At 68.7% G+C, this 23467-nt stretch carries 20 protein-coding genes; 14 read left to right on the top strand and 6 right to left on the bottom strand.

Annotation, left to right across the window (positions count from 1 at the left end; translation table 11 throughout):
* The first annotated feature begins 95 nt into the window (after positions 1-95).
* The 5 genes from MKK63_RS26885 to MKK63_RS26865 all read left to right on the top strand — a co-directional run bounded on the left by MKK63_RS26885 (position 96) and on the right by MKK63_RS26865 (position 5017).
* Positions 96-293, top strand: coding sequence for a hypothetical protein (locus MKK63_RS26885; RefSeq protein ID WP_243921467.1), 198 nt, complete (start codon positions 96-98; stop codon positions 291-293).
* A gap of 252 nt (positions 294-545) precedes the next feature.
* Positions 546-1106 carry an aldehyde dehydrogenase iron-sulfur subunit PaoA gene (gene paoA, locus MKK63_RS26880; RefSeq protein WP_244006982.1) on the top strand — a complete coding sequence of 187 codons (561 nt, stop codon included), beginning with the start codon at positions 546-548 and terminating at the stop codon, positions 1104-1106.
* Positions 1103-2053, top strand: a complete 951-nt coding sequence (locus tag MKK63_RS26875; RefSeq protein WP_244006980.1) for an FAD binding domain-containing protein — start codon at positions 1103-1105, stop codon at positions 2051-2053. The genes paoA and MKK63_RS26875 overlap by 4 nt, the downstream gene beginning before the upstream one ends.
* Before the next feature lie 3 nt (positions 2054-2056).
* Positions 2057-4276 (top strand): aldehyde oxidoreductase molybdenum-binding subunit PaoC, encoded by a 2220-nt coding sequence (paoC, locus tag MKK63_RS26870; protein WP_244006978.1) that lies wholly within the window; start codon positions 2057-2059, stop codon positions 4274-4276.
* 357 nt (positions 4277-4633) lie between these two features.
* Entirely contained in the window at positions 4634-5017 is a 384-nt protein-coding gene (locus MKK63_RS26865; protein WP_244006976.1) for a hypothetical protein, read from the top strand.
* Between the two features lie 150 nt (positions 5018-5167).
* Here MKK63_RS26865 and MKK63_RS26860 read toward each other — a convergent pair whose 3' ends face one another.
* On the bottom strand, positions 5168-5881 hold the full coding sequence (locus MKK63_RS26860; RefSeq protein ID WP_244006974.1) for a hypothetical protein: 714 nt from the start codon (positions 5879-5881) through the stop codon (positions 5168-5170).
* Positions 5882-6110: 229 nt separating this feature from the next.
* On the opposite strand from MKK63_RS26860, the gene MKK63_RS26855 reads away from it, so the two are divergent.
* Positions 6111-6557 (top strand): response regulator, encoded by a 447-nt coding sequence (locus MKK63_RS26855; RefSeq protein ID WP_244006972.1) that lies wholly within the window; start codon positions 6111-6113, stop codon positions 6555-6557.
* A gap of 43 nt (positions 6558-6600) precedes the next feature.
* Here MKK63_RS26855 and MKK63_RS26850 read toward each other — a convergent pair whose 3' ends face one another.
* Positions 6601-6813, bottom strand: coding sequence for a hypothetical protein (locus MKK63_RS26850; protein ID WP_244006971.1), 213 nt, complete (start codon positions 6811-6813; stop codon positions 6601-6603).
* Between the two features lie 254 nt (positions 6814-7067).
* Positions 7068-7724 (bottom strand): peptidase inhibitor family I36 protein, encoded by a 657-nt coding sequence (locus MKK63_RS26845; RefSeq protein WP_244006970.1) that lies wholly within the window; start codon positions 7722-7724, stop codon positions 7068-7070.
* Between the two features lie 556 nt (positions 7725-8280).
* On the opposite strand from MKK63_RS26845, the gene MKK63_RS26840 reads away from it, so the two are divergent.
* The 4 genes from MKK63_RS26840 to MKK63_RS26825 are packed head-to-tail and all read left to right on the top strand — an operon-like array spanning position 8281 to position 11199.
* Positions 8281-9723, top strand: coding sequence for a chromosome partitioning protein ParA (locus MKK63_RS26840; protein WP_244006969.1), 1443 nt, complete (start codon positions 8281-8283; stop codon positions 9721-9723).
* 32 nt (positions 9724-9755) lie between these two features.
* The gene (locus MKK63_RS26835) at positions 9756-10253 is read left to right on the top strand and encodes a hypothetical protein (RefSeq protein ID WP_244006968.1); all 498 of its coding nucleotides are present in this window, start codon (positions 9756-9758) and stop codon (positions 10251-10253) included.
* Positions 10254-10272: 19 nt separating this feature from the next.
* Positions 10273-10734, top strand: coding sequence for a hypothetical protein (locus tag MKK63_RS26830; protein WP_244006967.1), 462 nt, complete (start codon positions 10273-10275; stop codon positions 10732-10734).
* Positions 10735-10788: 54 nt separating this feature from the next.
* On the top strand, positions 10789-11199 hold the full coding sequence (locus tag MKK63_RS26825; protein ID WP_244006966.1) for a response regulator: 411 nt from the start codon (positions 10789-10791) through the stop codon (positions 11197-11199).
* Between the two features lie 164 nt (positions 11200-11363).
* Here the strand turns inward: MKK63_RS26825 and MKK63_RS26820 are convergent, their stop codons facing one another.
* Positions 11364-13526, bottom strand: coding sequence for a molybdopterin-dependent oxidoreductase (locus tag MKK63_RS26820; protein ID WP_244006964.1), 2163 nt, complete (start codon positions 13524-13526; stop codon positions 11364-11366).
* A 387-nt stretch (positions 13527-13913) separates the two neighbouring features.
* Here MKK63_RS26820 and MKK63_RS26815 point away from each other — a divergent pair, with 387 nt between their 5' ends.
* Positions 13914-15248: an LLM class flavin-dependent oxidoreductase gene (locus tag MKK63_RS26815; RefSeq protein ID WP_244006962.1), complete on the top strand. Its 1335-nt coding sequence runs from the start codon at positions 13914-13916 to the stop codon at positions 15246-15248.
* A 311-nt stretch (positions 15249-15559) separates the two neighbouring features.
* On the opposite strand, the gene MKK63_RS26810 is transcribed toward MKK63_RS26815, so the two are convergent.
* Both MKK63_RS26810 and MKK63_RS26805 read right to left on the bottom strand, forming a co-directional pair.
* Positions 15560-16597: a class I SAM-dependent methyltransferase gene (locus tag MKK63_RS26810; protein WP_244006960.1), complete on the bottom strand. Its 1038-nt coding sequence runs from the start codon at positions 16595-16597 to the stop codon at positions 15560-15562.
* 632 nt (positions 16598-17229) lie between these two features.
* Positions 17230-19116, bottom strand: coding sequence for an ABC transporter ATP-binding protein (locus tag MKK63_RS26805; RefSeq protein WP_244006959.1), 1887 nt, complete (start codon positions 19114-19116; stop codon positions 17230-17232).
* 458 nt (positions 19117-19574) lie between these two features.
* Here MKK63_RS26805 and MKK63_RS26800 point away from each other — a divergent pair, with 458 nt between their 5' ends.
* The 3 genes from MKK63_RS26800 (at position 19575) to MKK63_RS26790 (ending at position 23463) form a co-directional block, all read left to right on the top strand.
* Positions 19575-21161: an ABC transporter substrate-binding protein gene (locus MKK63_RS26800; RefSeq protein ID WP_244006958.1), complete on the top strand. Its 1587-nt coding sequence runs from the start codon at positions 19575-19577 to the stop codon at positions 21159-21161.
* 389 nt (positions 21162-21550) lie between these two features.
* The gene (locus MKK63_RS26795; protein ID WP_244006957.1) at positions 21551-22492 is read left to right on the top strand and encodes an ABC transporter permease; all 942 of its coding nucleotides are present in this window, start codon (positions 21551-21553) and stop codon (positions 22490-22492) included.
* Entirely contained in the window at positions 22489-23463 is a 975-nt protein-coding gene (locus MKK63_RS26790) for an ABC transporter permease (protein WP_409564565.1), read from the top strand. Before MKK63_RS26795 ends, MKK63_RS26790 begins: the two co-directional genes overlap by 4 nt.
* The last annotated feature ends 4 nt before the right edge of the window (positions 23464-23467 follow it).

Genomic DNA, 23467 nt, shown 5'->3' with positions numbered 1-23467 from the left:
GGTTCAGCAGATTGGATCGTTTCTAAGTTTTGAACGGTCTGCTGACACGACGCCCGGACGGCCTTTGCAGCCGCCGGTCCCACGGGAGCCTAATCATGAACGCCAAGTGCGAGACCTGCCGGTTCTTCGACGAGCACAAGGGCAACGGCGCCATCGCGCAGAACGATGCCGGCCTGTGCCGCTTCAACCCGCCCGTCAGCCAGCCTGCGCCCGAAGCGAAGGGGCTCTGGCCCGTGGTCGCCTCCGCGGACTGGTGCGGCCATTACACCCCCGAGATGACCGCGGCCGAGTGATCGCTGCGCACGGATGGCGGATGGGGCCGGCCTTCGGGTCGGCCCTTTCCTTTGGCCATGGACCTTCGATGGCCGCGACGGATGGGCCCAGGTTTGTCCGAACCCCTGATCGTCGAGCGTCCGCCGCCTTACCTTGGAGGCGATCCAGGGTGTCAACGTTGCCCTCAGGCATTCCGCTTCGCGACCGCCCGAGTCGGCCGGAGCCCAGTGATGCACCGCCTGCACAGTTCGATTTGAACCGGAGAGATTTTGATGGTGGGAGCTACCGCCACGGCGGCCCCGACACGAACCGACGAGCCTGTCCTGGCCACAGTCACCTTCACGGTGAACGGGCAGCGTCGCGAGCTCGAACTCGACACCCGCACCAGCCTGCTCGATGCCGCCCGCGAGCACCTGCACCTGACGGGTTCCAAAAAGGGCTGCGACCACGGCCAGTGCGGCGCCTGCACGATGATCGTCGACGGCCGGCGCATCAACGCCTGCCTGACGCTGGCAATCATGCATCAGGGCGCCGAGATCACCACGATCGAGGGCCTTGGCCAGCCGGACCACCTGCATCCGATGCAGGCCGCGTTCGTGAAGCATGACGGCTACCAGTGCGGCTACTGCACGCCGGGCCAGATCTGCTCGGGGGTCGCCGTCCTCGAAGAGATCAAGGCCGGCATCCCGAGCCATGTCACCGCCGACCTCGAAGCCACGCCTCAGGTGACGGAGGCCGAGATCCGCGAGCGCATGAGCGGCAACATCTGCCGTTGCGGCGCCTATTCCAACATCGTCGAGGCGATGACCGAGGTCGCGGGAGCGCGGGCATGAAGTCTTTCACATACGAGCGCCCCGGCTCCCCCGCCGAGGCCGCCGCCGCGGTCGCCCGCACGCCGGAGGCGAAGTTCATCGCCGGCGGCACCAACCTCCTCGACCTGATGAAGCTGCAGATCGAGACCCCGCGCCACCTCGTGGACGTGAACGGGCTCGGCCTCGACACGGTGGAGCCGACGGAGGAGGGCGGCCTGCGCATCGGCGCCCTGGTGCGCAACACCGACCTCGCCGCCCATCCGCGGGTGCGCACGGATTACGGCGTCCTCGCCCGCGCGTTGCTCGCAGGCGCCTCCGGCCAGTTGCGCAACAAGGCGACCACCGCCGGCAACCTGCTCCAGCGGACCCGCTGCCCGTACTTTTACGACACCGCGCAGGCCTGCAACAAGCGCCAGCCGGGCTCCGGCTGCTCCGCGCTGGACGGCGTGAGCCGCCAGCTTGCGGTGATCGGCGGCAGCGAGGCCTGCATCGCCACGCATCCCGGCGACATGGCGGTGGCCATGCGGGTGCTCGACGCCACCGTCGAGACGATCGACGCCGCGGGCGCCGCGCGAACAATCCCGATCGCCGAATTCCACCGCCTGCCCGGCGACGAGCCGTCCCGCGACACGAACCTCGAGCCCGGGGAGCTGATCACCGCGGTGATGCTGCCAAAGCCGGTTGCCGGAACACACATCTACCGCAAGGTCCGCGACCGGGCGTCCTACGCCTACGCGCTGGTCTCGGTGGCGGCGATCCTGGGCAAGGACGGCAGCGGCCACGTCGCCTTCGGCGGCGTCGCCCACAAGCCTTGGCGGGTCGAGGCCGCCGAGACCGATCTGCCGAAGGGCGCGAAGGCGGTGACCGAACAGGTCTTCGCTGGCGCCAAGCCGACCCACGAGAACGCCTACAAGCTGAAGCTCGCCGAGCGGACTCTCGGCGCGGCGCTCAACCAAGCGAGGGCCTGAGCCATGAAGTTCGACACCCAAGCCGGCCCGAACCCGATCGACCGCCTGAAGGTCGTGGGCCATGCCACCGACCGGATCGACGGCAAGTACAAGACCACCGGCACCGCGCCCTATGCCTACGAGCGCCACGACGTGGCGCCGGACGCCGCCTATGGCTATGTGCTCGGCTCGTCCATCGCCAAGGGCCGGGTGCGCAGCATCGACACCGCGTCGGCCCGGCAGGCCCCCGGCGTGATCGCGATCGTCACCACCCTCGACACCCCCCGGGTCGAGCGTGGCGTGATGAACGTCGCCTACCTGTTCGGCGGTGACGTGATCCAGCACTACCATCAGGCCGTTGCAGTCGTGGTGGCCGAGACCTTCGAGCAGGCCCGGGCGGCGTCGTTCCTCGTGAAGGTCGATTACGCCCCGGAGGCCGGCGTGTTCGATCTTGCGGCTGCGGCCAAGGATGCCGAGCCGGTCCCGGCCGACAGCGGCGAGGGCAGCGGCGGCAGCGGCGAGGAGCGCGTCGGCGATTTCGAAGCGGCGTTCGCGCAGGCGCCGGTCACGCTCGACGCGTCCTACAGGACCGCCGACGAGAGCCACGCCATGATGGAGCCGCACGCCACGGTGGCGGCCTGGGACGGCGAGAAGGTCACGCTCTGGACGTCCAACCAGATGATCGGCTGGGGCCACGGCAGCCTCGCCAAGATGCTGAACCTGCCCAAGGACAAGGTCCGTCTCGACGCCCCCTATGTCGGCGGCGGCTTCGGTGGCAAGCTGTTCGTGCGCGCCGACGCGGTGCTGGCGGCTTTGGCCGCGAAGGCAGCCGGGCGGCCCGTGAAGGTGGCGCTGACGCGCCCGCTGATCGCCAACAACACCACCCACCGGCCTGCCACGATCCAGCGGGTGCGGATCGGCGCCACGCAGGACGGCACCATCACGGCGATCGCGCACGAGAGCACATCGGGCAACCTGCCGGACGGCGATCCCGAGACGGCGGTGAACCAGACGAAGTTCCTCTACGCGGGCAAGAATCGCCTGACCGCCATGAAGCTCGCCCGGCTCGACCTGCCGGAGGGCAACGCCATGCGGGCGCCGGGCGAGGCCCCGGGGCTGGCGGTGCTCGAAGTCGCTATGGACGAGATGGCGGAGAAGCTCGGTCTCGACCCGGTGGAGTTCCGCATCCGCAACGACACGCAGGTCGTCCCGACCAAGCCGGATCTGCGCTTCTCACAGCGCGACCTCGTCGGCTGCCTCAAGCTCGGCGTGGAGCGGTTCGGCTGGGCCAAGCGCAACCCGAAGCCCGGTCAGGTGCGGGACGGTCAGTGGCTTGTCGGCCTCGGCATGGCGGCGGCATTCCGCGACAACATGGTGATGAAGTCGGGCGCCCGGGTGCGGCTTGATGCCAGCGGCACGGTCACGGTCGAGACCGACATGACCGACATCGGCACCGGCAGCTACACGATCATCGCGCAGACGGCCGCCGAGATGATGGGTGTGCCCCTCAATCGTGTGGTGGTCCGGCTCGGCGATTCCGATTTCCCGGTCTCCTCGGGCTCGGGCGGGCAGTTCGGCGCCAATTCCTCGACCGCGGGCGTCTACGCGGCCTGCGTGAAGCTGCGGGAGTCGATCGCCCAGAAACTCGGCTTCAACGCCACCGACGCGGTGTTCGAGGACGGTGAAGTCCGTGCCGGCAACCGCGCCATTCCGCTGGCCCAGGCCGCGGCCGAGGGCGAGCTGGTTGCCGAGGACACGATCGAGTTCGGCGATTTCTCGAAGACGCAGCAGGTCTCGACTTTCGGTGCCCACTTCGTCGAGGTCGCCGTGGACGTCTACACCGCCGAGGTCCGAGTCCGGCGGATGCTGGCGGTCTGCGCGGCCGGGCGGATCCTCAACCCGAAATCGGCCCGCAGTCAGGTGATCGGCGGCATGGTCATGGGCACCGGCGCGGCGCTGATGGAGGAGCTGGCGGTCGATACCAAGCGCGGCTTCTTCGCCAACCACGATCTGGCCGGTTACGAGGTGCCGGTCCACGCCGACATCCAGCATCAGGAGGTGATCTTCCTCGACGAAACCGATCCGATGTCCTCGCCCATGAAGGCGAAGGGCGTGGGCGAACTCGGCATCTCGGGGATCGCCGCGGCGGTGGCGAACGCGATCTACAATGCCACCGGCATCCGCGTGCGGGATTATCCGATCACCCTCGACAAGCTGATCGACCGGATGCCGGACGCGGCCTGATTGCAGAGGGAGCCGACGGCCACGTCCTATGGAATAGGAAGTGGCCGTCGTCGGGGTGTGATCCTCGGGCCGGATCGAAACGGGCGCCGACGCCGCTCCAGTCGGCACCCCGCCGCGCAAGATGAAGGCGCGGATGCGGGTCCGAGCACAAACGACTAAATTTTATGTCATGACAGATGATCCGCATGGATCGTGATCGGGTGTCGGCCAATACCTGATATGTTGTCGGGAATGTGAATGTGGTGGGCCGTAAGACGCTCTCCGCAGCCGGAACACTTTTCGCGGGCTTGGTGTTTCCGGCCGCGCACGACGTGCGGCCCGCGTGGCCTGTGCGCTGTTCCTCGTAGGAGCCCGTCAATGGATAAGACACTCGCTGGCCTGGTCGGGGCCGTCACCCTTCTGGCCGCCGGAGATCCGGCCCAGGCCGCGGTGCCGGCTCCGGTCCGGCTGCAGGCCGTGATGCAAGCCGAGAGCTATGCCGATCTTCTGAAGCCGATTCCCGATGCTGTGGCGCTCCTCAAGGAGTCCGACGCGACGGCGCAGGCCGAGCCTCTATCGGCCGCCTCGGAGGGCGATGCAACGGTCCAGCAGGTTCAGTATTACCACCACCATCACCACCACCACCGGTTCTACGGGCCGTACTACCATCATCACCACCACCACCATCACCGGTACTACCGGCGGTACCATCACCATCACCACCATCATCATCACGGGTACTTCGTCCCGTACGGGTACTAGAGCGCCCTCAGCCGAAGCGGAAACCGGTTCGGCGCGAGAGAGCGTGTCATAACAAGGACTTAGAGCCGCGCGCGATCGCAATGCGGTCGGGCACAGCTCTAAGCAGCCCCGGTGGGGGCACGTCCCCCGCCGCCTGCCGTCAGCCCTGGCTCAGCCCTGGCTCTTGGCCGCCCCCAGGATGCGCCGGTAGGTCCCGTCGAACACCGTGTTGGTCGCCGAGGTCCACTGTGAATCCGCCGACAGCGTGTACCGGCTCGCGTAGATGCGCCGGGACTGCAATTCCCGTTCGGCGGCCTCGTCCTCGGGCATGGGCACGAGCTCGAAGTCCGTGTCCACCGGCACGATTGTGACCTGCATGAACGGCTCGCCCTGCCGGAACACGTGGGTGCGCCCCTCGTCGGGGGCCTTGAAGACCATGAAGTACATCATCGGCCACCAGGGGCGCAGCAGCGCGGGCACCGCGACCGGCACGGTCCCGGTCCGATCGGTGTAGAAGCGCGGGTGCGGTTCGGTCCGGATCGCCCAGCCGTCCTCCACCTTCAGGTCGAGGAGGATCTGGTAGGTGTAGTAGGCCTCGCCGAAACTCCGGAACGGCGGCCATTGCAGCCCGGGCTCGGGCGGCGGTCCGAAATCGCCCTCGAAGACGAGCCTGCCTTCCTGCGTGCCGACCCGTAGCTCGGCCGCATAGGGATAGAACAGCTCGATCCCCGCCTTGGCCGCCTCCAAGAAGGGGATGCAGTGCCAGGCGTATTCCTGTGATCCGTCGATCCGGGGCTCGGGTTGCCCCGCCCAGCCCGGGATCTCCAGCCGCGTGCGGCGCGGGCTGAGGCCCGGCTCGTTCAGCCTGAACTTGACCTGCCGCATGCTGATGCTCCCCCGCGACCCGGCTCGCTCCGAGCCACTCCGCAACGCGCCCGGGAGAGGGCCCTCCGCTGAACAGGCGATGCGCGAGGTGCTCTAACTCCCGATCCCCTGTTCTGGTTCGCGACCTCGGGGCGCCGTCCGCACCCCGCCACGGCAACGTGACCGGGCGCGGACCGGCACGCACCGGGCCGCACCGCGTTGACGGGTTACCTTTCGTTTGGAGATCCCGATGGCGGACGCTTTTGCGCCGCGGCCCGCGGTGCTGCTGGTCGAGGATGATCCCGTGCAACTCATGGAGGCGGCCGCGGCTCTGCGGGAGGCCGGCTACGCGGTGGCCGAGGCATCCACCGTCGAGGCCGCGCAGGCGCATCTGGCGGCCCGGCCGGACCTCGTCGCCATGGTGGCGGATGTCGATCTCGCGGGCGCGCCGCTCACGGGCTTCACCCTCGCCAAGGCGGTGGCGGCGCGCTGGCCCGAGCGCGCGATCCTTATCGTATCGGGGTTCGCCTGGCCGGCCGAGGGAGAGGTGCCGATGGGTGCGGGCTACCTGCGCAAGCCATTCACCGCGGACGGGCTCGCGACCGCCCTGCGGGCCGTGCTCACCGCACGCGGCCTGGACGTTTCCGACGCCGTGCCCGACCTAGGCGCGATGGGAAACGGGCAGAAGGCCCCCTGATGCCGATACCTCGGTCGCGCCGGTCAATCGTGCCGGGTACCGTTCAGTCGCCGCGCTGGCTCGCCTTCGCAGCGCCGTCATCGGACAGGAGCCAGTCGGGCAGGACCGGGATGACCTCTCCGGCGATCGCGCCAGCGCTCTCCAGGGCCCGTCCCGCCTTCGCCTCGGGGCTCTCGGCCCGGACCTCCGCGAACAACTTGCGGGCCAAGCGATCGAGTTCCTCGTCCGAAAGCTGCTGCCCGTTCGGATCCGCCATCGGAGACCTCCTCGATTCATTCGCTTGTCCCGCGTCTCGGGCGACTTCGGAATAACCCGTCTGCGTCCAGCGTCGGAGCGGTTCGGGTCGCGGAATCATGCGCCATGGTTAGCCGGGTGTGAGCAGGCCCGTGCGGACGCGGTCTTGGAGTGAGAGCGCCCGGACTCGGCGGGATACGCTGGCAATGACGATCAACGTCGCGGGTCGGCTCCACGGGCAACGGTCACTGAGGACCGCCCGACGGATGCTCCATCTCAGCCGGTGCGGCGGCCGCAGCGAATATAGGCGGACGTGCCCCATGCGCTCGTCCAGGTCAGGCGGTCGCCCTCGATGACGAGGCGAACCTGGGAGGACCAGCGGCGGTCCCGGTCCCCGCATTCGGCCGCCATCGTCCAGGCATTGCCGGATCGGTGTGGGTTGCGGAACGTACAGAGGGTGTCGCCGGCCCTGGCGCGCTCGGGCGTGATCGTGGCCGGCAGGTAACCGTGCCGGCGCGACGGGGCGCCGCAGGCCTCGGCCGTCGGGCCCCAGGTCCCGACATAATCGGCAGCCGGGCGAGGCGTCGCGGCTGGAACGGCCGGCTGGGCGGGCGCCATGAGGGCCGGTGCGGAGGCCGACTCGACCACGGGGAAAGTCGCCGCAGGGGTGGCGACGCTCGCCAAAGTGGTCGTCGGATCCTCCGGCCTGGCCATTGCCAGCGCGCGGCGCGGCAAATCCTCCGGCGGGTCGAACAGCGGCTCCCCGACCGCCACGGGCGCCGATATCCGGAACGGCATGTCCTCGGTCAAATAGGCGGCGCAGTAGGCGAACAGGCCAACCCAGCCGGTGGCGAGGAGAATCTGGGGTGTGTAGGAGCGCCGGCCCTCACACTGAGGTTCGACAGGCGCCGCCGCCAGAACGATCGCCGTCACCGAAAACCCTCCGCGCGCCGTCATCGCCGGGCCAGGGCCCGAAACACAGTTTTCGTCACCCATAAGCGACACCGGGCGCCCGCGATCGAGGATTTCTCAGTATCGGGCGAGGGACAGGTTTATTAACGTCCGGTAAATCGTTAACGATGCGTTAACGGCCGATCCGGGGCCGGCTCCGTTGCGCGCGGCACGTCCGACACCCCGTCGGCGCTGACTCGCTGGGCATGGTGGAACGATCTTGCGCAGCCCCGGCCAGCGGCACTGGACGGTGCGGCCCGGGCCTGCCGCCGGAAGTTCTCCGGACGTCAGAAAGCCGTGTCGCGCGTCGCTTCTAGTTTGATCCTGTGAACTGCCAAGTAGAGGGCAAAATATCGCTCGACAGTCTTATTGGATTAAGATTTAGTTAATTCGCCCGGATTGTGGGCGCAATCGAGCTCGTTTCATGGCGTGGACGTCGTTTCGTAACATGCTCTCCTCGTCCGAGGGGGGGGCCGAGCCTCAGGGGCCGGCTCATGGATCGGCTCAGTCGGCTTCGCGGCCCGCGGCCGAGCCCACGATGCCGCAGGCCCGGACGCGCCTGAACGCCGAGGCGCCAGCTCAGCGGGCCGCTGTGCCGGATCGAGCCCATTCCTCCCTCGACGCGATCGGCAAGCGCGACGAGATGCTGCGGCAGCGCATCGACGCCATGGTCGACCGGCTGGAGGACATCCGCTCGCTGCAGGACGACTTCGTGTCGATCCTGGAGCCGATCGTCAGCATCAGCGACGAGCTTCCGCGGGCGAGCATGCGCATCGCCGAGCTGGAGACCTCGCTGGCCCAGGAGTTCCAGACCGGCAAGGCGGTCCGGTTGGAGGCCGCCGAGCTCTCGGCCCGCGTCTCGATCCTGACCAACGAGTATTCCGAGGCCTCTGCGCGGGTGGCCCGGGCAGAGGAGCAGCTCCACGCCCGCGACGCCGTCCTGGCCGCGCAGGCGATCGAGCTCCGGGACCGGGTGCTGGCCTTCGAGAATCTGGAGCGGCGCCTCGCCGCCGAGATCGAACAGGGCAAGGCGCTGGTCGCCGAGGGCAAGGCGCTGCGGACGGAGGCCCAGGCCGCCGACAGCGCGCTGACGCGGACGGAGCACGATCTGCAGGCGGCGCGGGAGACCCTGGCGGCCCTCGAACAGGACAACCGGCGGCTGCGAAGCCAGAACGAGGATCAGATCCTGCGCCTCGACGAGCTGGAGTCCCGGTTCCGGACCGTCGAGGGCGCGGTCGAATCCGAGCGGCAGAAGGCGCGGACGGCCGAGGGCCAACTCGCCACCGAGGTCGCGAATCGCGCCCGCCTCGAAGCCCAGTTCGAGACCGACACGGCCGCCCTGCGCACCGAGCGCTCGGCCCTCGCCATGAAGCTGGAGGCCGCCGCCAACCGGGCGGACACGAACGAGCAGCTCCTCGGGCAGGCCCGAGCGCAGCTGCGCGACCGGGACGAGGCCCACCGGCTCGCGGAGCGCAACTTCAAGGAGACCAACATCGCCCGCGTCACTGCGGAGCGGCGTCTGGAGACCGTCCAGGAGGATCTCGCCCGGCAGACGGAGCGCTTCGTCGAGATGCAGCGCGCCCGCGGCGACCTCGACGCGCGCTGCGACATGCTGGGCAAGGCGCTCGCCGCCAAGGACGCCGCCTTGGAGCAGGCCGGGACCCGCAACGCCGCGCTGACCGAGCGGATCGAGCAGCTGACCCATCGCCAGGACGCCGCCCGGATCGAGTTCGAAGCCGCCAACCGGCGTCTCGCCGAGGATCTCCAGAACGAGCGTTCGGAGCGGGCCCTGGTGCAGGGCGCCCTCGACATCGCCCGCGAGACTCGGGCGACGCTGCAGAAGCAGTACGAGGCGCTCAAGCGCTCCGGTCGCGGCTGGCGCCAGCCGGACGGGATGAGTGAGGGCCTGCCGCACGAGCCCGCCGAGCGCGGCGAGCCGAGCAACGTGCACCCGTTCGCATCTCCCGGCACGGCCGGTTGATTCGATGCTGACCTGTGAGGGGTTTTCCAACGATGAGCGATAGGGCTTCGATCGACACCGCCTACAACGGCAGCCCGAACGTGATGATGCGCGCGTGGCAGGCGAAGGCGGACGCGTCCCCCGAGAAGGTGGTCAGTTTCATGGGTCTCGAAAGCCGGAACGGGACCTTCGCCACGACCGAGAGCCCGAACGAGGGCGGCCCCACCGTCACCCGCGAATGGGCCTCGGCCGTCGACCTGATCCGCGAGGCCAGCGAGGCCATCCGGGTCGGCGAGGAGCGGGCGGCCGAGCTGGAGGCGCAACTGGCCCAGGTCGTCGCCCAGGCCGATCTCGAAATCCGGCGCCTGCAGCAGGAGGTCGCCACGGGGTTGCAGAACCTGGCGCGGTCGGAGGAGCGGGTCCGGCTGGCCGAGGTGCGGGCCGCGGAGGCCGAGGAATGGCTCGTGCGTCTCCACGATGCGGCGATCGAGGCCTTCGGCAACCGTGCCAGGCCCGCTCCCGTGACCAGTGTGCCCGACGAGACCGAGTAGCCCCGGTCCTCGTGCGACGATGGCGCAATCGACGACGATAGAGGCCACCGTGATCGCCGAGGCGATACCGCGGGCGCAGGATTCGCACGCTGCGTTTCGGGTCATCGATCCCCGCCTGACCCTCGCGCTGATCCGGCAGGCCGCGGATGAGATCCGCGGCTTCCAGGGGTGGCGCGCCGTCATTCAGCAGCGGGCGAGCGGACTGTTCCGGCGTCTCTACGAGGAGCGCACCGTCAAGGACGCGACGATCCAGGCGCTCGAAGTCGAGCTGTCGCAGATCAACCGGCGGAACGCCGACTTGGTGCGCACCCTCGCGGAGATCTCCTCCGACTACGAGCGCGTCGTGATGCGCTGCATGGAGGCCGAGTTCCGCGTCATGCAGGCCGAGCACAGGGCCTTCGTGGCCGAGCGGTCGGTGTTTCGGCTGGAAGATCTGCTCGACCGCATCGGGGACCGCGCCGGGGTCATGGACAGGGACTGACCCCGGCACGCCGGCGCGCACGAACCTTCGACCTGGGTCAGGACTTATCGGGGGATGAGCGGACCAGTCCAGCCCCCGGCGCCCTATGCCCTCGTGGTCGACGATGACGGTTTCATCCGCATGGATGCGATGGACATCCTGTCGGAGGCCGGGTTCCGCACGTTCGAGGCCAGCGACGGCGATAAGGCCATGAGCCTGCTCGGCTGGGAGCACGCCCAGATCGTGCTGCTGTTCACCGACGTGCAGATGCCGGGCTCGCGGGACGGTTTTGCGGTCGCGCGCGAGACCTCTGAGCGCTGGCCGCACATTGCCATCGTGGTGGCGTCCGGGCAGCTGCAGCCGGGGCCGGGCGACATGCCGGAGGGGGCCCGCTTCATCGGCAAGCCATTCACCACCGACATGGTCCACGACCACCTGCGGGAAATCCTCCCCGACGGGCAGAAGCCGGTGCCGTTGCGGCACTAGGGGCTCAACCGAGCCGGGACTCTCTCCTCCTCGTTGCGGGGAGGCGTTTGGGGATCGCAGATCCCGCGTGGGGGTGTTGCAGAAGGCACTGTCACACGCGATCCTGCACCACCCCTGGCCCCTCCCCACAAGGGGGAGGGGAAAAGCGGCCCGTTCGCCGACCATCAATTCGCCCGGGCGACCTCCACGAGGTTGTCCGAGAACGACGGGGCGTGGCCCATGTCGGTGAAGGCGCCGGACGAGATGCTGTTGACCGTCCCCTCATTGAGCTGGCGCCAGTAGCCGAGCGTCGCCACCACGATGCCGGCGTTCACGTCATCGGTGATGCGGGCCACGCCCTTGAAGGCGCCGCGGTCGTTGCCGACCTTCACCCGGTCGCCGTCCCGGATGCCGCGCGCATCGGCATCGTGCTGGCTGATCATCACGAACTGCTCGCCCTGGCCCTTCTGCTTGTCCTCCATGTTGGCGTAGCAGGAGTTCAGGAAGTAGTGGCTCTTGGGCGAAACGATGTTGAGCGGGAAGCGCTTGGCCAGCTCTGGATCGTTCGTGCGGGACTCGCGCGGGCCGAGGTAGTCGGGCAGCGGGTCGAGCGCCTCGCCAGGCTGGAAGCCCTCGTACATCTGCCGGAAGGGCGGGGCGACGAAGTTCGTGGCGCCCTCGACCTTGAGCATGCACTTGCCGGTGGGCGTCGGGAAGTTGCCGTTCTTATGCGGAGCCCGGTCGTCCGGCGTGCCCACCTTCAGCCGGGCGAAGCCGTGCTCGCGCATGTAGGCGAGGTCGATGCCTTTGCAGGCGGGGGCGTTCCAATCGACGTAGTGCTCCAAGCACTCGCTATCGGTCCACTTGAAGTTCTCCTCCTCGAAGCCGAGCCGGGCGGCGAGCTGGCGGAAGATCTCGTTGTTGGGGATCGCCTCGCCCGGCGCCTCGGCGCATTTGGTGTTGTAGGTCAGGTAGAGGTGACCCCAGGACAGGATCATGTCCTCCATCTCCGCGCCCATCGTGGCCGGCAGCAGGATGTCGGCGTAGGAGGCGGTGTCCGAGATGAAGTGCTCGGCCGAGACCATGAACAGGTCCTCGCGCATCAGCCCCTCGACGATCTTGTCGGTCTCGGGCGCCTGCGTGACCGGGTTCGAGTTCCAGCACATCATGGACATGATCGGCGGGTCGAGCTGCATCTCGCCGGTCAGCGCGCGGCCGATCTGGAGGTTCGAGACGACACGGGTGCCCTCCGGGATCAGGTCGGGCCGGCACATCACGTCGAACTTGTAGGGGTGCTCCCAGACACCGAACTGCGTGACGCCGCCGCCGACATGGCGCCACGCGCCGGTCAAAGCCGGGATGCAGGTCACGGCCCGGATGGTCTGGCCGCCGCCATAGTGCCGCTCCAGCGCCACGCCCATGCGGATCGCCGCGGGCTGCGCCGTGGCGAGTTCGCGGGCCAACGTGCGGATGTCCTCGGCGGTGACGCCGGTGATCTCGGCCGCCCATTCCGGCGTGCGGGTGCTGGCCCGCTCCTTCAGCTCCGCGAAGCCGACCGTGTGGTTGTCGACGTACTCCTGATCGACGAGGCCCTGCGCGATGATGGAATTGATGAGCGCCATGGCGAGCGCGCCGTCGGTGCCGGGTTTCGGGGCGATGTGCCAGTCGGCGGCCTTGGCGGTGCGCGACGCGTAGGCGTCGATCACCACGACCTTGGCGCCCTTCTTCTGGGCGTCCTTCACGATCGCCCAGTGGTGCAGGTTGGTGCTGACGGAGTTGCAGGCCCAGATCACGATGTACTTGGCGTGGATGTAACTGTCCGGGTCGAGGCCCGCGGTGGGGCCGACCGTGAGCAGCCACGCGGTGCAGGAGCCCTCGCCGCAGAACGTCCGCTCGGTGACGGTCGCGCCCATCCGGTTGAAGAAGGCGTCGCCGCCGTTCAGCCCGTGCACCAGCCCCTGGTTGCCAAGATAGCTGTAGGGCGCGATGGCCTCAGGTCCGTACTGGTCGATGATCGCTTTCCAGCGGGTGACGATGGTGTCCAGCGCCTCGTCCCAGGTGATCCGCGCGAACTGCTTCGACCCCTTCGGACCGACCCGCTTCATCGGGTGGAGGAGCCGGTCCGGGTGATAGTGGCGCTTCTCGTAATCCTTCAGCTTCACGCAGAGACCGCCGCGGGTCATCGGATGATCCGGGTTGCCGCGCACCCCCTGAAGCTGGCCGTCCTTGACGTCGAACAGCATCGAGCACGTGTCCGGACAGTCGTGCGGGCAGCCCCCGAAGAAGGTCTCGGTCAGGCTCTCGGCCTCGGCCACGATCAGGGAGTCCGGCTTGACGATCTCGTTCATGATTCCTCCGCGCCCAAGCGCCCAGCCTTCTTGTCGTGCGGGGGCCGCTCAATGCGGATTTATGATGCATTGAATTCCGAACAATTCCAAATCACGTCTCGTTAAAGCTCCTGAGTAGCGCTATCGTGCTACAAGGCCGGCACTATTCATGCCCGGTGATCGCCCGCTCGGCCATCGGCGAAGGCCGGGTGACGGGATGGATCGTCACGGCGCGTGCGTCACCCACCGCGGCCTCGCGGTGTCGCGAACCGCCGCTCCGGGCCCCATCTGGAGAAGACGCTTCTCAATCGCGGGCCCGGATCCAGGCGGCGGTTGCATCCCGCCCACCGGCCTGATTCACATCGGCGGACTCACGTCCCGCCCGCACCGCCACGAGTCCATTGGTTCATGCGACACGACACGCTGCGCCTCGGCGCCTTCTTCTACGCCACCGGGCACCACGTGGCCGGCTGGCGCCACCCGTCCAGCGAGGCGGATGGTGGCCTCGTGCTCGAACGCTACGTCGGGTGGGCGCAGAAGGCCGAGGCCGCGAAGTTCGACCTCGTGTTCCTCGAAGACGGGACCGGCATCCGCGACAGCAACCTGCGCTCCAGCGAGCGGACGGCGCGCTCGACCCATTTCGAGCCGGTGACGCTGCTCTCGGCGCTGGCGGCTGTGACGAGCCGAATCGGGCTGGTGGCGACCACCTCGACGAGCTTCAACGAGCCCTACAACGTCGCCCGCCGGTTCGCCTCTCTGGATCATCTCAGCGGCGGCCGCGCCGGCTGGAACCTCGTGACCTCGACCACCGACGCGGAGGCCGTCAATTTCGGTGCCGACCGGATCGCGCGCCACGGCGACCGCTACGAGCGCGCGGAAGAGTTCGTCGACGTCGTCCTCGGCCTGTGGAACACCTGGGACGACGGGGCCGTGGTCATCGACAAGACGACCGGCCAGTTCTCGAAGCCGGACGGCTTCCGCCCCCTGAACCATCACGGCACGCATTTCGAGGTGCGGGGCCCACTCAACATCTCGCGCACGCCCCAAGGCCAGCCGGTGCTGGTGCAGGCGGGCGCGTCGGGCCCCGGCAAGGATCTCGCGGCCCGCACCGCCGAGATCGTGTTCACCGCCAACCAGACGCTGGATGAGGCGACGGAATTCTATGGCGACCTGAAGGACCGGATGGGCCGCTTCGGCCGGGAGCGCGACGATCTGAAGGTCATGCCCGGCCTGTTTCCCGTGGTGGGACGCAGCGAGGCGGAGGCACGGGCGAAGTTCGAGGCGCTCCAGGACCTGATCGACCCCGTGGTCGGTCTCGCGCTCTTGGAGCGGATGATCGGCGGCTTCGACCTCTCGGGCTACGATCCGGACGGGCCCGTGCCGGAACTGCCCGAGGCCAACGGCGCCAAGTCGCGTCAGCAATTGATGTTCGACCTCGCCCGCCGGGAGGGGCTGACCCTGCGCCAGCTCTATCTGCGGATCGCGGGCGCGCGCGGCCATTCGCAGATCGTCGGGACGCCCGCCCAGATCGTGGACGAGATGGAAGAGCGCTTTCAAAAGCGGGGCGCGGACGGCTTCAACATCATGCCGGCGACCCTGCCCGGGGGGCTCGACGACTTCATCGAACTGGTTCTGCCGGAACTCCGCCGCCGCGGCCTGGTCCGCACGGAGTACGAGGGCCGGACCCTGCGCGGGCATCTCGGCACGCGGCCGCCGGCCAGTCATCCGCTGCGTCAGGGGTGATCGGGCCTGCGGCTCTCGCTGGGAACGCGCGCCGGCTCGGCTTCTCTCCCTCCCCCGCGGATCCCCGACGTGCGGGGCGCCTGCGATAGGTCCATGGAGCCGGACTTGCCGGCCCCGATCAGGCCCACCCGAACGGGCCGGCCCTCCTGTGCGCGCCGCTGCAGCTTGGCGGATAGGGACATGGCGGATCCTCCCCGGCCTTTCAGCGGTCGGTCGGGATCGGGGTCCCGTGCCCGCCGCGTTTGGTCTCGGTTGCCGGCCGGGATTACCAATTGCGGCTGTCCGAGCCTACGCGACGGCGTGTGCCGCGCTCAGTCCGCCCCGGCCGTCATCGTCATCAGCCTGGACCGGTGGACGACCGTGTCCTCGCCCTGCTGGCGGACGGGCCAGGGGAGGTCGAGGGGCGGCCGAGTCGGCTTCAGGGATTTGGCGCCGGGGATGTCGGAGTTGGCCGCGGCGATCATCGTCGCAAGGGCATCGGGACCTTCGAGCCACGCGGATGGTGCAGGGGCATGACGACCCCGATCGAGGGGCGTTGCGAAGGCGACATCGCCGCCCGGCCGCGTGACTCGGCTGGCCTCGGCGACGAGGCGGGCCGGATCCGGCACGCAATCGAGCCCGTTCAGCGCGACGACGAGGCGGAACGTGTTCGCGGCGAACGGGAGGGCCTGGGCATCGGCGATCCAGAAATCCACCCGTTCGGCCTCGGGCGGGAAGTGGTAGGTTTCCCGGCGCTCATAGGTGTCGCCGCCGTGCCGGAGCGGGTAGCGCAACAGGCCCCGATCGAGGATGCCTCGGCCAATCCGCAGAAGGGGCCAGTTCAGGTCCACGCCGAGCACCGGCGCGTCGTAGGCGGCCGCCAGATCGAAACTGGTCCGGCCGGCGGTGCAGCCGATATCGAGCCTCGGGCCGCGCCCAACACCAAGGTGCCGCAGGGCTTCCGCCAGGCAATGCCGGGCCCGGCCGTGCGGCGGCTCCGCACCGTCCGGCTCGCCCTCGAACAGGTCACCGTAATGATCGTGGGCGTATCGCGATTGCTGTGCGCGGCCGATGCTGTGGACCGAGTCCGGCCCGAGCGCTGCACTGATCACCGCCTCCACCGCTGCATCCTCGACATCGCTCGCCAGGACGAGCGGAAGATTCGCCGAAAGCCAGCCGCGGACGTCCGGGACCAGGATCGGGACGCCCGCGATGATCGGGAAGCGCTCACCGCACGCCGGATCGAGGCAGCGCAGGACCCCGGACACGACCGCGTTGCTCGTCGCCTGCGCGCCCGGCTCCAGGACCAGCGCGATGCGGCGGCAGGTCGGGCAGATCGGCTTCAGGGCGTCGAAGTGCAGGCGGCGCATCGGGTCAATTGCCGATCATCACGGCGGCGCGCTGCCGGCGCGAGAGTATCAAGCCGGGCGCATTCAGGTTGCGCCAGCGCCCGCCGCCGGCCCGCCACTGTACATCAACCATCATCATCCAATCGTTTCCAGCGCTCATTTTAGGCCATCATAAGCCATATCCCGCTTTATGGCCATCTTTCATGGTTTGTGGTGCAGATTTCGAGAATTAAATGAAAGATATTTAAGGAAAATAACAATTTCAGAAGCTTATTTATCGTTCGAAAAAATCGTCCATTGTATATGATCCAGCACACAAAATATTTTATTTTCCAGCGATAAGCTATTCCAGCAGAAGTTTTATTGGATACAGGTTTGACAGCGGTTGGTTGTTTCGCAAACGCTCAGGTTTCTTCACCGATGCAGCGTCGCGGTCGGCTCGCCTGAAGGCCACCGCACGTAGGGGACACCGCGGTCGGTTGAGCGGCCCTGCACAGCGCTGCAGCGCCCGCCGGTCGGCCGTTTCGCGTGGACGGCCGCGTGCGGCACGGCCGGCCCATCAGGCGCGGTTCGATCGGCAGGGGTGCAGGCTTCGGCGCAGCCGACTGGGTCGGGTGCGGAGCCCGCGTCGTGCCGTCAGGCCATCGCTGCCGTCAGGCGGCTGCCGCCCCGGGCTCGACGTCGGCCCCTGCGGGGCCCCAATCGGCGTCCCAATCCTGCACGCTGTGGCCGGGTGAGACCTCCCGATACAGCCGCTCCGGCGGCTCGTAGTCCGGGGCGCGGATCGGGCTGCGGATCTCGTCGTCCGGCAGGGCGTGCCGCGCCCGGCGCCGGGCCGGATCAGGCACGGGGACGGCCGCCAGCAGCTTCTTGGTGTAGGGGTGCTGCGGGTTCCCGAACACGGCGTCCCGCGGGCCGATCTCGACGATTTCGCCGAGATACATCACCGCCACCCGGTGGCTCACCCGTTCCACCACCGCCATGTCGTGCGAGATGAACAGATAGGCGAGGCCGAACTCGGCCTGCAGGTCGAGCATCAGATTCACGACCTGCGCCTTGACCGAGACGTCGAGGGCCGAGACCGCCTCGTCGGCGACGATCAGCCGGGGGTTCAGGGCCAGCGCCCGGGCAATGGCGATGCGCTGGCGCTGGCCGCCGGAGAACTCGTGCGGGAAGCGCCGCGCCATGTCGGGGGCGAGCCCGACCCGGGCGAGCAGATCCTCGGCGCGGCGCAGGGCGTCCGTGCGGGAGGCGAGGCGATTGATCAGCAGCGGCTCGGCCACCGCGGCGCCGACGCTCATGCGCGGGTCGAGGCTCGCGAATGGATCCTGGAAGATCATCTGCATCCGGCGGCGGCGGGTGCGCAGGGCGCCGGCGTCGAGACCCGTGATGTCCTCGCCGTCGAGCACGACCGAGCCCGACAGGGGCTCGACGAGCCGCAGGATCGAGCGGCCGGTGGTGGACTTGCCGCAGCCGGATTCACCGACCAGCGCCAGGGTCTCGCCCGCCGCGAGACTGAACGAGACTCGCTCGACCGCATGGACGCGGCCGGTCACGCGGCCGAACAGGCCGGAGCGGATCTCGAACCGGGTGGTCAGGTCGCGCACCTCCAGCAGCGGGCGTTCGGCGGCTCTGACGGTGTCGGGCAAGGGATCGGGCGAGAAATCCGGATCGTCGGCAGGCGCCGTGGCGAGGCCGGTGGCCCGGTCGATGATGGGGAAGCGCATGGGCCGGGAGCGGCCCGCCATCGCGCCGAGCCGCGGGACGGCGGCGAGCAGTGCCCGAGTATAGGGCTCGGTGGGCTCGGAGAAGATCCGCGCGGTCGGGCCGTCCTCGACGGCGCGGCCTTTGTACATCACCACCGTCCGGTCGGCGATCTCGGCCACGACGCCCATGTCGTGGGTGATGAACAGGACCGACATCCCCTCCTGATCCTGGAGGCTCTTGATGAGGTCGAGGATCTGGGCCTGGATGGTCACGTCGAGGGCGGTGGTCGGCTCGTCGGCGATCAGGAGCTTGGGCCGGCAGGCCAGCGCCATGGCAATCATCACCCGCTGGCGCATGCCGCCGGAGAAGCGGTGCGGGTAGTCGTGCAGCCGCGCGCGGGCCGCCGGGATCCGCACCGTGTCGAGGAGCCGGAGGGCCTCCGCCTCGGCGGCGGCGCGCGACAGGCCCCGGTGCCGGATCAGCGCCTCGGCGATCTGGAAGCCGATCGTCAGCACCGGGTTTAGAGAGGTCATCGGCTCCTGGAAGATCATGGCGATGGAATCGCCGCGCACCCGCCGCATCTCGGACTCCGGGGCGGCCAGGAGGTCCCGGCCTTCGAAGCGCACGCTGCCGCCGATGCGGCTCGCGTCCTGGGGCAGGAGCCGCAGGACCGACAGGGCGCTGACGCTCTTGCCCGAACCGGATTCGCCGACGAGCGCCACGGTCTCGCGGGGGCCGACATCGAAGGAGACGCCGTGCACCACCGACCGCCAGCGCCCGTCCGAGCGGAAGGAGACCGTGAGGTCGCGGACGGAGAGGATCGGATCCGTCATGGCCTGTCTCCCGGGGCTTTCATGGAAGCGTAGGGCGTCGCGCCCCGTCGGCGAGGGGCGGGGGCGCTGCCCGCGTGTCGTAAGCACAAGACGGTCCACCCACGGCGGTCCGTCCACAGCCAGCGGGACAAGCGGCTTCGGCTCCCGTCTGAGGTCGCACGCCCGCATCGTCCAGTGGCCACATCGCGGAGGGGCGATCAATCCGCCTGCCTGAATACAAAACGCAAAATCGGACCCCTGGCGCAGGGTTTGCGAGGCGCCGCCCGTGATCGCGATGACCGTACTGCCCGTCCACCTCTGGAGCCTGCCTGCCGCCGAGCCGGCGGCTGCGTTGGTGCGCGTCCCGTCCCCGTTGTCACACCGGGCCATTGCGCCCCTGCCTAAGAATTGTTCAAACTCGCCCACAAGGCGTGGGCCGGCGACGCGTGCCTGAGATCCGCACCGCCAGGGAGATCACGATGGACCGCAGGACCTTCCTCAAGGGTTCGGCCGCGCTCGGGCTGGCCGCGCCGCAGGTCGCGATGCCGGCGCTCGCCCAGGGCGCCAAGGTGCTGCGCTTCGTACCGCAGGCGAACCTCGCGAATTTCGATCCGATCTGGGGCACCCAGTACGTGGTGCGCAACGCCGGCACCCTCGTGTGGGACATGCTGTACGGCGTCGACGATCAGCTGAAGCCGCAGCGCCAGATGGTCGAGTCCGAGGAGGTCTCGGGCGATCACCTGACCTGGACGTTCCGGCTGCGCCCCGGCCTCACGTGGCACGACGGCGAGCCCGTCCTGTCCAAGGACGTTGTGGCGAGCCTCACCCGCTGGATGGCCCGCGACCCGATCGGCCTCATGATCCGCGGCGTCCAGGACGAACTGGCAGCGACCGACGACCGGACCTTCCGCTGGCGCCTCAAGAAGCCGTTCCCGAAATTGCTCTACGCGCTCGGCAAGACCAACGCCCCGATGGCGCTGATCATGCCGGAGCGGATCGCCAAGACCGACCCGTTCACGCAGATCACCGAGTATGTCGGCTCGGGCCCGATGAAATTCGTGCGCAACGAGTGGGTTCCGGGCGCGCGGGCGGTGTTCGAGAAATACGCCGGCTACAAGCCGCGCGAGGAGCCGAATTCCTGGCTGGCCGGGGGCAAGCGCATCCTCGTCGACCGGGTCGAGTGGGTGATCATGCCGGACGCCGCCACCGCCTCGGCGGCCCTGCAGAACGGCGAGGTCGATTGGTGGGAGAACCCGATCTCCGACCTCGTACCGCTGCTGCGCAAGAACGCCAACCTGGCCGTCGATATCGCCGACCCGCTGGGCAATGTCGGGTCGTTCCGGATGAACCACCTGTATCCGCCCTTCGACAATCCGAAGATCCGGCAGGCGGTCCTGACCGCCATGAACCAGGAGGATTACATGCGGGCGATCGTCGGCGACGACGACAACCTGTGGAAGAAACTTCCGGGCTTCTTCACCCCGGGTACGGCGCTCTACAGCGAGGCGGGCGGGGAGAATGTCGGCAAGGGCGACATCGCGCTGGGCCGCAAGATGCTCAAGGAGGCCGGCTACAAGGGCGAGCCCGTCACCTGCATCGTGGCGCAGGACCAGCCGATCACCAAGGCGCAGGGCGACATCACCGCCGACCTCCTGAAGCAGATGGGCTTCAACGTCGATTTCGTCGCCACCGACTGGGGCACAACCGGCACCCGGCGCGCCTCCAAGGCGCCGCCCAGCCAGGGCGGCTGGAACATGTTCCACACGTGGCATGCGGGCGCCGACACCATCAACCCGGCGGGCTACCCGGCGGTGCGGGCCAACGGCGACAAGGCGTGGTTCGGCTGGCCGAACGTCCCGCCCGTGGAGGCGGGGATCACCGAGTGGTTCGACGCCGCCGACCCGGCCTCCGAAAAGGCCGCGATCGACAAGGTCAACGCCGCCGCCTGTGAGGGCGTGGTCTACGTCCCGACCGGGTTTTTCCTCGGCTACCAGGCGTGGCGGAAGAACGTCTCGGGCATCGTGAAGGGGCCGATCCCGTTCACCTGGGGGGTGTCGAAGGCGTGATGGTGCAAGACCTCGAAAAGTCGGGTCGCCCGATCCGTTCGGTTTCTCGCGCGGGCTACCAGCTTCAGACATCGCGCTCTGCAACGCGGTCGCAGGCTGAGGCGGGGGTCCCCTCCCCCGTGCGGGAGAGGTCTGCTTTCGCAGCAAGCCGGGTGAGGGATCAGGTTCTTCCGGACGAGGTGCGCCGTGTCGGCGCATCGATAGCGCGCTCGATCCTGATGCTTCTCCTCCCTCACCCCAACCCTCTCCCGCACGGGAGAGGGGGCAGGTCGCGCTCTGCCGCTAGCGTCGGCGCCCGACTCGGACCTGTGAACGCCCTCACCCGCAGTGGGGGGAGGGGGATGCGCCGCACCCCTCAGCCCACCCCGTCCACACCCTAGCGAGGACCCATGCTCGGCTATATCGGCAGGCGCATCCTCGCCACCATCCCGGTCATGGCGGTGGTCGGGCTGTTCGTCTTCAGCCTCCTCTACTTCGCCCCCGGCGATCCGGCCGCGATCATCGCGGGCGATCAGGCGAGCCCCGAGGATATCATCCGCATCCGCGCCACGCTCGGCCTCGACCGACCGTTCCTGGTGCGGTTCGGCGAATGGTCCTGGCAGATCATCCACGGGGATCTCGGCACCTCGATCTTCACCAACCTGCCGGTCACCACCATGATCGGCCAGCGGGTGCAGCCCACCGTCTCGCTGATGCTGGTCACCCTGGTCTTCGCCATCGCGGTGGCGGTGCCGCTCGGCGTCGTGGCCGCCTGGAAGGCCGGCACCCTGATCGACCGCCTCGTGATGGGGCTCGCCGTGATGGGCTTCTCGGTGCCGGTCTTCGTGGTCGGCTACATCCTGGCCTACGTCTTCGCCCTCGAACTCGGCTGGCTGCCCGTGCAGGGCTACACGCCGATCGAGCAGGGGCTGTGGCCCTGGCTGTCGAACCTGATCCTGCCCGCGGTGACGCTCGGCCTCGTCTACATCGCGCTGATCGCCCGGGTGACCCGAGCCACCATGCTGGATGTGCTGAGCCAGGATTACGTCCGCACCGCCCGGGCCAAGGGTCTGTCGCAGGGGCCGGTCCTGTTCATCCACGCCCTCAAGAACGCCGCGGTGCCGATCGTCACCGTCATCGGCATCGGCATCGCCCTGCTGATCGGCGGCGCGGTGGTGACCGAGACGGTCTTCGCGATCCCCGGCCTCGGCCGGCTCACGGTCGATGCGATCCTGCGGCGCGATTACCCGGTCATCCAGGGCGTCGTGCTGCTGTTCAGCTTCGTCTACGTGCTGGTGAACCTCGCCATCGATCTCTTCTACACCGTGCTCGACCCGAGGATCCGCTATTGACCGCGACCGTCGCGCCCTTCCCCGATCGCGCCCCGCAGGCGGGCGCTCCGCCCGGAGGCACGCTCTCAAAGGCCTCGCCGCCGCCGGGCCTCGCCGTCGCGGCGCCGCTGCCGGACGTGATCCCGGTGCGCAAGCACCGGGGCCCGGTCTGGACCTATGTCCGGCGCAACCCGACCATCGTGGTCGGTGGCCTGCTACTACTCATCGTGTTCCTGATGGCGGCGCTGGCACCATGGCTCGGCACCGTCGATCCGACCGCCCTGGCGCCGGCCAAGCGGACCCGGATGCCTTCCGCGCAGTACTGGTTCGGCACCGACATGCTCGGCCGCGACGTCTACTCGCGGGTGGTCTACGGCGCCCGGGTCTCGCTGCTGGTCGGCTTCTCGGTGGCGTTCCTCGCCTCGATCGCGGGTCTGGCGGTCGGACTCGTCTCCGGCATGGTGCGCTGGCTCGACGGGATCGTCATGCGGGTCGTCGACGGCATGATGTCGATCCCGCCGATCCTGCTCGCCATCGCGCTGATGGCGCTGACCCGCGGCTCGGTCCAGAACGTCATCGTTGCGATCACCATCGCGGAGATCCCGCGCGTCGCCCGCCTCGTACGCGGCGTGGTGCTGTCCCTGCGCGAGCAGCCCTACGTGGAGGCGGCGGTGACCACGGGCACGCGGATGCCGGCGATCATCTGGCGCCACATCCTGCCCAACACGCTCGCGCCCATGACCGTGCAGGCGACCTACATCTGCGCCTCCGCGATGATCACCGAGGCGATCCTGTCGTTCATCGGCGCGGGCGTGCCGCCCTCGACGCCCTCCTGGGGCAACATCATGGCCGAGGGCCGGGCGCTCTGGCAGGTGAAGTTCTACATCATCCTGTTCCCGGCGATCTTCCTGTCCACAACCGTTCTGGCGGTGAACCTCGTCGGCGACGGCCTGCGCGACGCCCTCGATCCCCGCATGGCGAAAGATGTCTGAGATC

The organism is Methylobacterium sp. J-088 (assembly GCF_022829295.1).
Taxonomy (GTDB): Bacteria; Pseudomonadota; Alphaproteobacteria; order Rhizobiales; family Beijerinckiaceae; genus Methylobacterium.
This window is presented reverse-complemented; position numbering and strand designations above follow the sequence as displayed.